Annotated in this window: 13 protein-coding genes; 5 read left to right on the forward strand and 8 right to left on the reverse strand. The window is 39.4% G+C overall.

Annotated elements, in window-relative coordinates; all coding sequences use genetic code 11:
• Window positions 1-32: 32 nt before the first annotated feature.
• Window positions 33-1,268, reverse strand: coding sequence for a hypothetical protein (locus tag NBX03_RS06570; protein WP_250229954.1), 1,236 nt, complete (start codon window positions 1,266-1,268; stop codon window positions 33-35).
• Between the two features lie 142 nt (window positions 1,269-1,410).
• Here NBX03_RS06570 and NBX03_RS06575 point away from each other — a divergent pair, with 142 nt between their 5' ends.
• From NBX03_RS06575 to NBX03_RS06595, 5 genes are all read left to right on the forward strand, one after another.
• Window positions 1,411-3,750: a xanthine dehydrogenase family protein molybdopterin-binding subunit gene (locus NBX03_RS06575; protein WP_250229955.1), complete on the forward strand. Its 2,340-nt coding sequence runs from the start codon at window positions 1,411-1,413 to the stop codon at window positions 3,748-3,750.
• Entirely contained in the window at window positions 3,737-4,576 is an 840-nt protein-coding gene (locus NBX03_RS06580) for an FAD binding domain-containing protein (protein WP_250229956.1), read from the forward strand. Before NBX03_RS06575 ends, NBX03_RS06580 begins: the two co-directional genes overlap by 14 nt.
• Window positions 4,563-5,045: a (2Fe-2S)-binding protein gene (locus NBX03_RS06585; protein WP_250229957.1), complete on the forward strand. Its 483-nt coding sequence runs from the start codon at window positions 4,563-4,565 to the stop codon at window positions 5,043-5,045. The genes NBX03_RS06580 and NBX03_RS06585 overlap by 14 nt, the downstream gene beginning before the upstream one ends.
• 134 nt (window positions 5,046-5,179) lie before the next feature.
• The gene (locus NBX03_RS06590; protein WP_330638500.1) at window positions 5,180-6,301 is read left to right on the forward strand and encodes a zinc-dependent alcohol dehydrogenase; all 1,122 of its coding nucleotides are present in this window, start codon (window positions 5,180-5,182) and stop codon (window positions 6,299-6,301) included.
• A gap of 369 nt (window positions 6,302-6,670) precedes the next feature.
• The gene (locus NBX03_RS06595) at window positions 6,671-7,837 is read left to right on the forward strand and encodes an amidohydrolase (protein WP_250229958.1); all 1,167 of its coding nucleotides are present in this window, start codon (window positions 6,671-6,673) and stop codon (window positions 7,835-7,837) included.
• A 106-nt stretch (window positions 7,838-7,943) separates the two neighbouring features.
• On the opposite strand, the gene NBX03_RS06600 is transcribed toward NBX03_RS06595, so the two are convergent.
• The 7 genes from NBX03_RS06600 to NBX03_RS06630 all read right to left on the reverse strand — a co-directional run bounded on the left by NBX03_RS06600 (window position 7,944) and on the right by NBX03_RS06630 (window position 13,313).
• The gene (locus NBX03_RS06600) at window positions 7,944-8,597 is read right to left on the reverse strand and encodes an HAD family hydrolase (RefSeq protein ID WP_250229959.1); all 654 of its coding nucleotides are present in this window, start codon (window positions 8,595-8,597) and stop codon (window positions 7,944-7,946) included.
• An 84-nt stretch (window positions 8,598-8,681) separates the two neighbouring features.
• Window positions 8,682-9,515, reverse strand: coding sequence for a PTS system mannose/fructose/sorbose family transporter subunit IID (locus NBX03_RS06605; RefSeq protein ID WP_250229960.1), 834 nt, complete (start codon window positions 9,513-9,515; stop codon window positions 8,682-8,684).
• A gap of 16 nt (window positions 9,516-9,531) precedes the next feature.
• Complete coding sequence (locus NBX03_RS06610; protein ID WP_250229961.1) at window positions 9,532-10,272, reverse strand: PTS mannose/fructose/sorbose/N-acetylgalactosamine transporter subunit IIC; 741 nt, start codon at window positions 10,270-10,272, stop codon at window positions 9,532-9,534.
• A gap of 22 nt (window positions 10,273-10,294) precedes the next feature.
• Window positions 10,295-10,786, reverse strand: a complete 492-nt coding sequence (locus NBX03_RS06615; RefSeq protein WP_250229962.1) for a PTS sugar transporter subunit IIB — start codon at window positions 10,784-10,786, stop codon at window positions 10,295-10,297.
• Between the two features lie 40 nt (window positions 10,787-10,826).
• On the reverse strand, window positions 10,827-11,231 hold the full coding sequence (locus tag NBX03_RS06620) for a PTS sugar transporter subunit IIA (RefSeq protein ID WP_250230239.1): 405 nt from the start codon (window positions 11,229-11,231) through the stop codon (window positions 10,827-10,829).
• A gap of 17 nt (window positions 11,232-11,248) precedes the next feature.
• Window positions 11,249-12,322 (reverse strand): SIS domain-containing protein, encoded by a 1,074-nt coding sequence (locus tag NBX03_RS06625; protein WP_250229963.1) that lies wholly within the window; start codon window positions 12,320-12,322, stop codon window positions 11,249-11,251.
• 223 nt (window positions 12,323-12,545) lie between these two features.
• Complete coding sequence (locus NBX03_RS06630) at window positions 12,546-13,313, reverse strand: GntR family transcriptional regulator (protein ID WP_250229964.1); 768 nt, start codon at window positions 13,311-13,313, stop codon at window positions 12,546-12,548.
• Window positions 13,314-13,613 lie beyond the last annotated feature (300 nt).

Below are 13,613 nucleotides of genomic sequence, written 5' to 3' on the forward strand. Positions count from 1 at the left end.
AATATACATTCAGATGGTATTTTTATTATGGTTTAACGGGCGATTTCCGTATTGTCCTTTGTACGGTCTCTAAGGTCTTCTACGGGGTTTTCCTGAGCCTCTGCCCTATAGTCTATATTATATTTTTCCTGATGCTTTGCGATTACATTATGGCTTGCCACCATATTTACATCATGATTAACTTTATTTTGATAAAAGAAGAATTCATGATCCTTCGGTAGCTCATTGACAGGGCAGTATTGTTCTCTGTCAGCCGTAAGTAAAATCTGCTGGCCTAGTATATTTCTTACATATTCACGGGTATCATGAAATTGAAGAAGCTTTGGAAATTCTCCTCCGGGAATAACCTGCTGCCAGTCTTTGTTCTCATATTTCTGTAAAAGATGAACTGCCTGATGGAGATGCGCAATCTCCTGATTAAGATGCATTTCCCAAATGCCTTTCACGTTTGCGTCAAGTTCGTCTTGATAAAAAGAATAATAAAGATAGCATTCCATATATTCATGGAGCAAAAGGTTTTCAAGCCATGTGCATGTCGGATCCAATAGAGAGCCGTAATGGCTTACATGCTGTTCTTCTATCATGGCAATTTCCAGATATAGCTGGCGGCCCAAATCGTTATAATATGTGTTGCCGAGATTCATATAGAAATTCATGGTTTGCTGTTCGCCTGCGGTAATAATAAGCGTGTTTAATTTCGTGCGGATATCCGCCGTTTTGAAATCTACGGGATTCTTTACGGATTCGAAGGGGAAGCGGTGTTCTGCAATTGTTGGTCTGCCCGGCGTAATATCTACATAGCTTTTGACCAGCTGCTGGGCAGGAATTTGAGCATCTAAATCCAATAAATTTGAATATCTGTACAGATGGTCAAAATCTTCTAAAAGGGCAAAATCCAAGGCCTGCTTTACATAGGGATTCGGCTCATTCTGAGCTAGCCATGCAGTTAAGTCGACTGCTACATGCTCGTAGCCGATGGTGGTTTCAAGCTGGGTTTCATCAATAGGTTTAAGCCAGTTAATATGCTTTTGCTGCTGCTGTTCTATACGCCGGGATAAGGCAATCTGCCTGCGGATATCATTATTAGAGCAGTTGCGGTGGAATTGATGCTTAAATAGTGTCGATTCCACTTCAATGCCGTTCATTAAGATAATTCTAACTTTTGTATAAGGGTCAACGGTCATTTTATCATAAGGTTTTGGATATATGGTGGCCCAATCCATAATACCGTCTTCTACCTTATGTGCCTTCAGTTCAAACGGATTCATTATAAAACTCCTTTATTTTTTATTATTTACATATATTTCAAGCTTATACATTAAAACCAAATGCCTATGCTTAGGAATGTATAATATATGAAAAGTTGGTAAATTTAATAAGATGAAAGAAGCTGAAAGAGAGGCGAGCCTAATGAATTTTGCCGTTAACAGAAGTATTGAGCGTAAAGAAGCATGGGATAAGGTAACAGGAAAAGCACAATATACAGATGATTTTCCCCAAACAGGTATATTATATGGAAGCCTGCTTACAAGCACATATGCACACGCGAAGATTATACGGATTGATATTTCAAAGGCCGTTAAAATTAAAGGAGTAAAATCCATATTAACAGGAGAACAATATACGGAATTATTCGGTCCCCTTTTGCTGGATAGGCCTGCCTTAGCAAGAGATGTTGTAAGATATGCAGGAGAACCGGTAGCTTTGGTGATTGCGCAAAATGAGTATACGGCAGAGCTTGCAGCAAGGCTTATTGAAGTAGAATACGAACCTCTACCGGTTATTTTGACGCCTTCGGAAGCATTGGCTGAAGGGGCGGTATTGATTCATCATAAAACAAATGGATATAAAAGGTCTATGGAGGACGTTTATCCCATAGAGGGAACAAATATTGCAAGCAGTTATCAAATAAGAAAAGGAAATATATTAGAAGCCTTTGAGGAGTGCGACATTATTATAAGACAGAAGTTTTCTTTGCCGCCTTCGGACCACATTGCCATGGAGGTAAGAGCTGCTCAGGCTGAAATATCTCCAGACGGAAAGGTATTGATTACAGCATCATCTCAGGCGCCTTATGTGGTAAGAAAAATGATTTCAGACATGTTTTTAATTCCTGCAGGCAAAATAGAGGTGAAAACACCCTTTCTGGGAGGAGGATTTGGCGGGAAGGCTCCGGTTTTTCTTGAGATTCTTGCTTTTATTGCCTCAAAAAGCGTTGGAGGAAAGCCGGTCCGTCTTACAATTCCCCGGGAGCTGGATATGGCGTCGGCACCGTGCCGGTTAGGCCTTGAAGCAGATATTAAAATCGGTTCCCATAAAGACGGGATAATTAAGGCTGCTGAAATGACATATTGGCTGGATTGCGGTGCATATACGGATATCTCTCCTTATATGGCGAAAGCCATTGCCGTTGATTGTACGGGACCCTATCATATTGAAAATCTTCTGTGCAATTCCTTATGCGTATATACAAATCATACTTATGCAACCTCATACCGAGGATTTGCCCATGAATCCTTCACCTTTTGCGTTGAGCGGGTTATGGATATGATAGCGCTAAAATGCGGTATAGACCCCCTTGAATTAAGAATAAAAAATGCAATCGGCCAGGGGAGCAGTACCCCCACACAGGTGCCCTATACGTACAGTCTGGTAGGCGATTTGAAAAAATGTTTGAAAAAGATAAAAACTCTATCCCAATGGGATAAGGGAAAGCCTGTGCAGATTAAAGAAAATACATTTAAGGCAAAGGGGATTGCCTGCTTCTGGAAAACTGAAAATCCTCCTACAAACGCAATTTCCGGAGCATTAATAACTTTTAACCCTGACGGCAGCGTTAATTTGAATACGGGAGTTGTAGAAATGGGCTCAGGAGGGCAAACCCATCTGGCTCAGATTTTAGCTGAGAGATTGGGTATAGATCCCGGGCAGGTGCATGTTGTAATGTCTGTGGATACCCGTACAGCGCCGGAACATTGGAAAACAGTTGCAAGCTTAACTGAATATATGGCCGGTTATGCGGTTATTCGTGCGGCAGACGATTTGATTTCTCAGCTTCGTGTTAACGGTTCCAAGGCATTAGGCTGTTCGGAGAAAGAAATAGAAATTGCCAACGGGAGCGTATTTTCCAGAAAGAATCCTGAGCGGTTTATTGTCTTTAAAGATATTGTTCAGGGGTATCAATCCAAGAAAGGAGAGTCCATAGGCGAGCCTGCAATTGGCAGGGGAGCCTTTATGCTTAAAGGCCTTAGTCTTCTTGATAAGGAAACAGGGAAGGGGAAAACAGGACCCTCCTGGACTTTAGGCGCTCAGGTTGTGGAGGTGGAGGCAGATTTAAAAACCTATACCTATAGAATCATTTCTGCTTCTACCGTTATGGACGTCGGAAAAGTTATTAATCCCGAGCTTATGCGTTCCGTAATAGCAGGCGGAATGGCTATGGGCATCAGCATGTCCAGCAGAGAAAACTTTGCCTATGATAATAGAGGGATTCCCCAATTTCCGAATTTGCGGACATATAAGCTGATGCATATAGGCCAGGAGCCGGATTATCGTGTAGATTTTGTTGAGACTCCTGAAGAGGAATCCCCTTATAGTGTAAGAAGCTATGCGGAGCATGGCATAATAGGCATTCCGGCGGCCCTTGGAAATGCGCTTTCTTCAGCATTCGGAACAGAGCTTTCATTTTTACCGCTTACCCCTGAAGGGATATGGCGCAAAATAAAGGAGGATGCAAATGATTCCTTTTAACTTTATTTATTGCCGCCCTGAAAGCCTTAAAGAAGCGGCAGATATATTTTGCCGGCTGAAAGATGAAGGGAAAAACCCGCTTTATTATGGCGGAGGAAGTGAAATTATTACGATGTCGAGAGCGGGGGCCATACATCCGGGAGCCGTAATTGATATAAAGAATATCCCCGAATGCACAATATTAAATATAGATAATGATTGGCTTAATATCGGCGCATGCTGTACCTTAAATCAAGTTAAAGAATCGAAGCTTTTTCCTTTGCTTGGTCTGGCTATAGGAAGGATTGCAGACCATACAAATCAATGCAGAATTACATTAGGCGGAAATTTATGCGGTACAATCATTTATCGTGAATCAAGCCTTCCTTTGCTGCTTTCAGATGCTGAAATTACTTTTAACGGAAAAAGCGGTTTGCGTACAGAGGCATTGGAGACTGTTTTCAATAAAAAGATACAGATGAATCCTGATGAATTTATAGTAAATATACATGTTCCAAAGTGGTCATTAAATGCAAAGCACTTTCATGTTAAGAGGACAAGAAATGAGAAAATTGACTATCCCCTTGTAAGCGTAGCAGCAATCATTAAGGATAATTATTTACGGACGGCTTTTTCGGGAATATGCTCTTATCCCTTTCGCAGTAAGCAAATAGAAGCGATATTAAATGACAAATCAAAGCCATGCAGTGAAAGGGTCCATAAGGCGGCAGAACTTCTGCCTGAACCGCCCCATAGTGATGGGGAAGGCTCAGGGGAATATAGGTTATTTGTTTTTAAAAATACGTTGCAGGCTCTTTTGGAGGAATGGGAAAATGGTAAGGTATGAGGATAAAGCATTAATATCACTTAATATTAATGGAGATATGCATGAATTGGCAGTGAGGCCGTCGGATTTGCTGTTGGACATTCTAAGAAAACAGCTGGGCTTGACTGCCGCCAAGCCAGGCTGCAGAAACGGAGACTGCGGTGCATGCACTGTTATGATGGACGGCTGGCCGGTAAAATCATGCCTTATTCTTGCTGTTGAAGCAGAGGGGCATAGTATATTAACAGTAGAGGGGCTGGAGGGAAAGGCAAAGGCACAGCAGTCATTTGTAGAGGCAAGCGCTTTTCAGTGCGGATACTGTACATCAGGATTTTTAATGGTTTGTCATGCCCTTAAGGCCCAATATCCTGTTATGCCGGAAGAATATATCATTGAAGATTGGCTTCAGTCCAATCTGTGCCGCTGTACAAGCTATAAAGAAATCAGAAAAGCCGTTGATTTAATGTATCATGATTCATGCTCCTGTTGAAAGGAAAGCAAATGTCTGCGGTAGTTCAAATAGATTGCTAAATTTAGAAAATCAGCAGAAAATTTCAATCTTCCGGGATTATTCACTTAAAGATTAAAAGACATAAAAGAAAGAGGGTGTTTGCTATAAAAGCAATGGTTTATAAAGGAATTAAGAATATCAGATTATCTGATGCCAAAGACCCTATTATTGAAAATTACGAAGATATTATTATTAAAGTGACGTCAACTTCTATATGCGGTTCGGACCTGCATTTACTCCACGGTTTTATCCCTAATTTGCAGATGGGCACCGTTATAGGACACGAAGCTATGGGGATTGTAGAAGAAACAGGAAAAAGAGTAACTAAAATAAAAAAAGGAGACAGGGTAATTGTTCCCTTTCCGGTATCCTGCGGCCATTGCTGGTTTTGTAAACATGATTTATCAAGCCAATGCGATAATTCCAATGATTTCGGTGAAAGCGGAGGGGTTTTTGGATACGGTGACACTTTCGGCGGCTATGACGGCGGGCAGGCTGAATATTTAAGAGTGCCTTACGCTAATTTCGGACCGAGAATCATAGAGGAATCTCTTACAGATGAGCAAGTGCTCTTTGCTACGGATATTCTGCCGACGGCCTATTGGGGAATAGAATCTGCGGGTGTTAAGCAGGGGGATACAGTTGTGGTTCTGGGCTGCGGCCCTGTAGGGCAATTGGCGCAGAAATTCGCCTGGCTAAAAGGGGCTGAAAGGGTCATAGCCGTTGATAATATACCTTATAGGCTCCAGCATGCCCAAAAATATAATAAAGCAGAAGTAATTAATTTCGATGATTATGATAATACAGGAGCATATATAAAAGAAATAACCAAAGGCGGAGCAGATGCGGTGATAGACTGTGTAGGCATGGAAGGAAAGATGACTGCAGTTGAGAAGATTGAAACCGTCCTGAGGCTTCAAGGTGGGTCAAAATCAGCTATTGAGATTGCCTCTCTATGTGTCAGAAAGGGCGGCACGATTATGCTTGTAGGAGTTTACGGGGCAAAATATAATGCCTTTCCTTTAGGAGAATTGTTTTCGAGAAATATAACCTTAAAAATGGGTCAGTGCCCTGCGCACTCTTATGTTGACCCTGTTTTAAAAATGATAGAAGATAGAAAAATTGACGCTACAGATATTATTACCCATACCATGCCTTTATCAGATGGGGATAAAGCATATGATATTTTTGAAAAAAGGCAGGATAACTGTATTAAAGTAATTTTAAAGCCATAGATTAATATAATTAAATCTTCAGGATTAAGAGATAAAAAGCAAGATGAAACCTAAATTCATATCAGGTTTATCTTGCTTTTTACATGATTTTACAACCTAAATGAGTTCAATTAAGAAAAATTATCTTTCTTGTTCATTTTGGTTCTTATTGCTCTGCTGATTCTGCTGGTTCTGTTGCTTCTGCTTATTCTGCTGATTTTGCTTATTCTGCTGATTTTGTTTATTTTCCATTCTTTTAACCCTCCTAACCTAAGTCATTTGCAATAATAGTTTGTACATAAAAACAGGGTTTTATACACTTTTCTATTTTTTGAATAAAAATAACTATTAAATAGCAAAATATTGGCATGTTAAAAATGGAGGGCGCCTATGCTTTTAATAAAAAACGGAAGAGTTCACACAATGTGCAAAGAAGGAACGGAAAAATGCGATATTTTAATCAATGAAGGAAAGTTTATAAAAATAGCAAAAAACATCAGTATTTCCGGTGAAGAATTAGAAACAATCGATGCGTCGGGCCTTAATATATATCCCGGATTTGTAGAGGCCCATAGCCATATAGGAATATCCGAAGAAAAGATAGGGATTGCGGGTAATGACTGCAACGAGTCTACGAACCCCATTACGCCAAAATTAAGAGCCATTGATGCTATAAATCCGATGGACAGTGCTTTTCATTCAGCTCTTTCTGTCGGCATCACTACGGTTATGACCGGCCCCGGAAGCTCTAATCCCATCGGCGGACAATTTGCCTGCATAAAAACAGACGGCAGAAGGATTGATGATATGATTGTAAAGGCGCCTGCGGCAATGAAAATTGCATTTGGTGAAAATCCAAAAACTGCTTACGGAGATAATGGAAACACGCCTATAACTCGAATGGGTATCGCATCTTTAATACGGGAAGAACTGCAAAAGGCCATGGATTATTATCATGAAAAAAACAGTGACAATGGTGATTTTAAAATAGATTATAATTATGAGCCGTATCTTCCGCTGTTTTCACAAGATATGCCTTTAAAAGCCCATGTCCATAGGCTTGATGATATTTTTACGGCTATCCGTATTGCGAAAGAATTTAATTTGTTATTAACATTAGATCATTGCACCGAAGGCCATTTAGACGCTGAAGAGATTGCTCAATCAGGTTTTCCGGCAATTGTAGGGCCGTCATTATCTTCCCGCAGTAAACTGGAAATTGAAAACGGAGACTTTAAAACACCGGGGGTGCTTAAAAAGGCGGGGGTTCGCGTGGCTATTACAACGGATCACCCTGTTACCCGGATTCAATATCTTCCCATTTGTGCAGGATTAGCGGCTAAAGAGGGATTAGGAAGAGAAAATGCCCTTCGGGCAATTACAATAGATGCCGCAATCATTTTAGGGATTTCAGACCGTGTAGGCAGTATTGAAGTAGGAAAAGATGCTGATTTAGTAATTTATAAAGGGGATCCGTTAGAAATTATGGGCAGTGCGGTCTGTACGGTTATAAACGGGAAAATTGCTTTCAATAAATTAAATCATAATGAGGATTAATAAAATCATTCAGGCAGCAGTTTTAATATGAATAGCTATATTCTTATTTCATAGTTTGCAGAAGGATTAAGCAGGTTTTTAATGTAACCATAGTCCGCTATGCCTGTTAGGTATTTGCTATATAATCTTTAACGGAGAATAAGCTTTCCATTCGGCCTATTAAATAAGGAGAAGATATATGACTGAGTTCTTGCATATCAGGGATAGCAATTACATTAATTTGAGCTGCTTCACATGCTCTTATGCCGTTTACGGAGTCTTCAAGGGCAATGCATCTTTCTTTGTTTAAATTGCCTTTTTCTAAGGCCTCATTATATAAATCAGGTGCCGGCTTTCCTTTTTTATAAGATGCGCCGGCTATGATATCTTCAAAGCGTTCAAATAAACCTGCCCTTTTAAGAAAGAGATGAGCTCTTTCCTCATAAGTTGAAGTAACAACAAACTTTCTTATGGCTTTTTTATCAAGAAAGTCTAAGAGCTCTATTGCACCGGGCTTTATGAGTATGCCTTTTTCATCAATATACCGTTTAAATATTTTATTTTTTTCGGCCATAAGAAGGTCAAAATCAGCATCTTCGCCGTATATTTTCTTTAAAACAAGCCTGGTTTCTCCGCCGGAACCGCAGACGGTTGATTTAAATCCTTCTATATCCATTTGTTTATTATCCCGTTTGATTTTTTCTTCCCAGCATTTTATATGTAAACGTTCAGTATCAAGAAGCAATCCGTCCATATCGAATAATACCGCCTGCAATTTCATATAAATCCGTCCTTTCACAAAAATTGTTGTAAGTATCATTAAATTTTAAAGCGCCTCCGGTTAAGCCAAAGGCGCTTAAAATATCTATCCCAACGGAGGGAACATGCCCTCAAGCCATGCAAGAACAAAGGCCATTACAAACAGAATAATCATTACGGTTGTAGTTTTCTTTCCTTTTCTGACAAAGGAAAAGCATAAAAATGCAAGACCGAGGGGAAGAAGGTTTGGCGCTATCTGGTCAAATATAGACTGAATTGATAAAGTCTGGTGATTGCCAAGGTCAAAGGTTAGGGTGGTGGAGAACTTTATCATTGCAGAAATCATGCACCCAACTACCGTTGCTCCAAGGATTTTTGCGGCTGTAGTAAAATTATCTAAAAGACCGCCTTCGGTAGCGCTTTCCATAAAGGATAAACCTTGGGTATATCCGATTTTAAGACCGTGATATCGAACCAGCCAGTGAGGAATATTATGTATCAGAAGAAAGAATATAGGGCCTAAAATATTGCCCTGCATACAGAAGGCTAAACCGATACCTAGACCGATGGTTCTTAATGTTCCCCAGAATATGGAATCGCCGATGCCGGAGAGGGGCCCCATCAGAGCTGTTTTAACCGCATTGATGGAGGAAGTGTCAAATTCCTTGTGGGCGGCGGCTTCTTCTTCCATGGAAACGACAATGCCTTGAACAAAGGTTGTACATTGCGGTGTTATATTATAAAAAGTAACGTGGCGTTTAAGCGCTTCTTTATATCCTTCAGGGTCATCTTTGTATATTCTTTTAAGATGGGGAATCATTGAAAAGCCGAAACCGATTCCCTGCTGCCTTTCATAATTAAAGCAGCCCTGTAAACCGCATGAGCGCCAGAAACCGCTCATAAATTCCTTTTTATCCATGTTGCCTATAAAATTACCCATTCATATCACCCCTTCTTTATGCGGATTGCTTTTTACGAACAGTGTTATAGTAGATGACTGCAATGATTAAACCAATTGCTGCAACACCCAGTGAATTCAGACCTAAATATGCCGCAAGTACAAAGCCCAAGAACATATACGGCATACTTTCGCCGTCTATAATATAGTTCATTAAAAGGGCGATACCTAAAGCCGGAAGCATACTGGAGGCTTTATTAAGACCGTTAAGCACAACAGGAGGAATCCAGTTGATAATGGCTTCAACAGGGCCTTGTCCGTAATATGTTGCAAGAAACATAGGAACGAAATATACAATAAAGAACATAAAAATACCGTACCAGAAATATCTGTCGATTGCCTTGGCGTCTCCCCTTTCAGCAGCCGCATCACAGCGAGGGTTGAAAATATTATTAATAATACGGGGAATAATACCGCAAGGCTGGAATAAAAGCGCTATGGGCATGGAAAGGGCGATTGCTGCCTCAGGCTCGAGATTTGAACTGATTGCAAAGAACACTGCGAGAATGGTACCAGCCGAAGAGTTTGGAAGACTGGTTGCGCCGATACCTACAAACCCCATAAATATGAGCTGTAAAGTTGCCCCCATAATAAGCCCTGTCTGCAAATCACCCATAATAAGGCCAACCAGTGCAGCTTCAACAATAGGCGTATTCATTAAGTTCTGACCGAAAAGGCGGCCGTCGATAATACCTAAAACATGAACTAAAGCCACGAAAATACATTGAATTGCGTGCATATCTTCACCATCCTTTTAAAGGCTATTTATTTTTCTCATAGGTTTGTTTTATTTCTGTAAAACTCATTTTGTCTTTGCTGGGTATATCCTGTGAAAATACGTTCTTTCCGCTGTTATGCATCTCTTCCAGAGATAAAATATCTGCTTCCTCAACAAAAATCTGCCTTGAAATAGATACCTTTCCTTCTGCATGGCGTATTCCGCCTAAATTAATATCGGATACACTGTCGCAGGCTTTTGCAATTTGAGCGGCATTTTGGCAGTTGGCGGTAACAATCATAATCTTTTTCTTACTGTTTGCAGGATTATTTACATAGGCAATAGCATTTTCAACAGTGAGAACTTCCATAGAAACGCCGGAAGGCTTTCCTACATTTAGTGTCATTTTGAGCATTGCATTGCCGGCATGCTTATCATCAGCCACAACAATGGTGTCTGATTCAACTGCCTTTACCCAATACACGGCCACCTGACCATGTATGAGTCTATCGTCAATTCTCAGCAATTTTACCATAACATCTCTCCCCTCAATAAATATTATATTATTATGACCTTTACATACTCTCTAAAAGGTCATTCATATACTGAATTGTCTGGGCACTTTGCTGAAGGGCAAATCTAATCGCATCCTTCGGGTTTTCTTCCATGGGATTCATCATGATTTCAAGCAGAAGAGCAAAGTTTACACCGCTTATAACATGCAGGTTTTTATACTCCTCCATAAAGGGTATTGCCGCCTGTGTGGTGCTTCCTGCGGGAATGTCCGTCATTAAAATAATAATATCTTCAGGATTTGCCTTATCAAGTTCAGCTTTGATTTTACCTTTCACTGTTTCAACAGAATCTGCCGGATACATGGGAATTGCTGAAAAAGCCTTATCGTCTCCGCAGATGACATCATATGCCGACTGAAACCCTATGCAAAGTTCCCCATGGGTAAGCATCATTACTCTTTTCATCAACAGCTCACCGCCTTCTAAGCTTTTGTTTTTACGATTTGCGAAAATCTATGGTTATATACGGTAATAGCGGTAATTCTTAAATCATCGCATACGAAGCTTGAAATAAACTGAAAAGGAATTACAAATAACATGGGAAGGAGAAAAGAACAGGCTTTAAAATCTATATTTAATACATTTTTTCCTGAATATCCCGGAGAATTTGTTATTAAGTAGACCCTGTCGGTAAGTTCCTTTGTAGCCTCATATATCTGCATATTTCTGTCATGCATTATATGATCAAGGTCAACAATGAAAACGGCATGGTCTTTTTTCACTTCATAAACCGGTCCGTGCAGAAATTCTTCTGTTTCGTAAGAGTTAGAAGGAATGCCGATAGTTTCCTCAATTTTAAGGGCGCCTTCCGTAGCAACGCCATAGGCGGGGCCTATGCCTGTTGTCATAACACGCTTCATTGAGTAAAAGTCTTCTTTATTTGCTTCGTAAAAAGCTTTGCATTTTTCTCTTACGATAGGCATCTCATCAATAAGCCTATCGATTTCAGCCATTCTTTTATCATATTTATCCTGGGGATAAGTTCCGCTTTTTAATCCTGCCTCTAAAGCAAAGAGGATAAAGAAAAGGGTTGACGAGGGAACGCCCCTGCAAACAAAAACATCATCTCCCGGGCCATATGTACCGTACTCAAGAACATTTTCACAGTATTGGCTTATGGGGCTTCCCGGATGCATGGATATTGCCACTACATCATTTCCCCATTCCTTAGCCTTTTTCACTGCGTCAATTGTATTGGTGCTTTTACCGCTTTGAGACATACAGATAATTAGAGCATCCTCATGGAATTTATAGTCGTATTTTGCATAGGTAACTGAATTAATACAGGTAACTCTTACATTTAAGTAAGCTTCCATAGCGTATTTTGAGCAGCTGGCAATATTAAAAGAAGAACCGGAAGCAACCATTACAATTTCCTTATAGGGCTTTGCCAAATAAATATCTGTTAGCTTGCTTACATATTTGTCACGCTTTTCATAAAGATTTCTGCAGGTTTCAGGTGCTTCCATGATGCTGTCAATCATCCACTTTTTCAAATAATCATCTCCTTATTGATATACATATACATATTTTAATAATGCATATACTTTATGAATACATTATATACTATATTTCGATTAATTCAATATGTATCCGCATTATTTGTCAATATGACATATTTATCGACAAACTTAAGTATCAAGCCAAAATAAAACCCAGCTAAATCAAATAGATTCAGCTGGGTTTATGCTAATTGCAATATTTGCTTTTTTGTAAATATTATATAAAAGGCGTCTCTGTATCTGCCGATATACAGCCTACATTAAATGTATAGGCAAACTTAGAACTTATATAGTATGTTTCTACATATTCAAAAGCCAGTTTTTCAGATGTATAAGAAACATGGGCATTTCTGAGTAAAGCAATATTGTTAATGCCAAGCAGTTCTTTTTGTGTATCATCTGGGATATGGGCCGTCATTTTATGGGCCGCTCCGTCGTTTCTTATACCTAATGACTCAAGGTATTCTGCCAAGGAATTGTTAAGTGCATTAATATCCATTGCCGGGACAATCTTTGTCGGTATATATGTATAGCTTAACGCTATAGGGTCACCGTCTCCCGTTCTAAGCCGTATAAAAAAATGTATAAAGTCTTCATCATCAAGATTAAGGTATTTTGCAATGGTAGGAACTTCTTTTCCGGTTATTACTTTATACTCAATTAGCTTTGAACCGGGCTTCATACCGGCAGAAAGCATGTCTCTGCTGAAGCTTCTCCTTGCAGCTATGCTTTTTACAACAACATTGGTCTTTACAAAGGAACCCTTTCCCGGTATACGCTCTATATATCCTTCCTGGGCCAGATTAATAAGTGCTTTACTAACCGTAAGACGGCCGATATTAAACTTCTCGCTTAGCTGAATTTCTGTTTCTATCTGATCCCCCCGTTTTAACTTGCCTGATTTTATACCGTCCAATATATAATTTTCTATGACTTTATATTTTGGAATCTCTTTTATTATTTCCTTTTCATCTTTTATATCCATATACAAATCTCCTTAAATATATATATGTAATACCAGTTTAACAATTTATTTGTATTATTACAATAGTCTAAAGATATGAATTACTAAAATTATTATGGTCATCTGTGTGTTTAATTAAGAGTTTAACTTACATTTATTTATAGTTCAGCAAATGAAAAACGCCTTGAATGAAAGGCGTTTTAAGAATAATTATTTATATTAAGCAAGTCTTAAAATGATACAAATGAAAGCTATATAAGCGACAGCTTATAAATTATAAATTTTAGCTTCTACACTGATGCATGATTTTCAGAAGAAAGG

The sequence above is a fragment of the Anaeropeptidivorans aminofermentans genome (assembly GCF_940670685.1).
In the GTDB taxonomy this organism is placed as follows: domain Bacteria; phylum Bacillota; class Clostridia; order Lachnospirales; family UBA5962; genus Anaeropeptidivorans; species Anaeropeptidivorans aminofermentans.

What these genes read in the sequence shown, in the direction of transcription:
- NBX03_RS06570 (WP_250229954.1), bottom strand. Translation starts at nt 1,268, where the DNA reads ATGAATCCGTTTGAACTGAAGGCACATAAGGTAGAAGACGGTATTATG.
- NBX03_RS06575 (WP_250229955.1), top strand. Translation starts at nt 1,411, where the DNA reads ATGAATTTTGCCGTTAACAGAAGTATTGAGCGTAAAGAAGCATGGGAT.
- NBX03_RS06580 (WP_250229956.1), top strand. Translation starts at nt 3,737, where the DNA reads ATGATTCCTTTTAACTTTATTTATTGCCGCCCTGAAAGCCTTAAAGAA.
- NBX03_RS06585 (WP_250229957.1), top strand. Translation starts at nt 4,563, where the DNA reads ATGGTAAGGTATGAGGATAAAGCATTAATATCACTTAATATTAATGGA.
- NBX03_RS06590 (WP_330638500.1), top strand. Translation starts at nt 5,180, where the DNA reads ATGGTTTATAAAGGAATTAAGAATATCAGATTATCTGATGCCAAAGAC.
- NBX03_RS06595 (WP_250229958.1), top strand. Translation starts at nt 6,671, where the DNA reads ATGCTTTTAATAAAAAACGGAAGAGTTCACACAATGTGCAAAGAAGGA.
- NBX03_RS06600 (WP_250229959.1), bottom strand. Translation starts at nt 8,597, where the DNA reads ATGAAATTGCAGGCGGTATTATTCGATATGGACGGATTGCTTCTTGAT.
- NBX03_RS06605 (WP_250229960.1), bottom strand. Translation starts at nt 9,515, where the DNA reads ATGGGTAATTTTATAGGCAACATGGATAAAAAGGAATTTATGAGCGGT.
- NBX03_RS06610 (WP_250229961.1), bottom strand. Translation starts at nt 10,272, where the DNA reads ATGCACGCAATTCAATGTATTTTCGTGGCTTTAGTTCATGTTTTAGGT.
- NBX03_RS06615 (WP_250229962.1), bottom strand. Translation starts at nt 10,786, where the DNA reads ATGGTAAAATTGCTGAGAATTGACGATAGACTCATACATGGTCAGGTG.
- NBX03_RS06620 (WP_250230239.1), bottom strand. Translation starts at nt 11,231, where the DNA reads ATGAAAAGAGTAATGATGCTTACCCATGGGGAACTTTGCATAGGGTTT.
- NBX03_RS06630 (WP_250229964.1), bottom strand. Translation starts at nt 13,313, where the DNA reads ATGGATATAAAAGATGAAAAGGAAATAATAAAAGAGATTCCAAAATAT.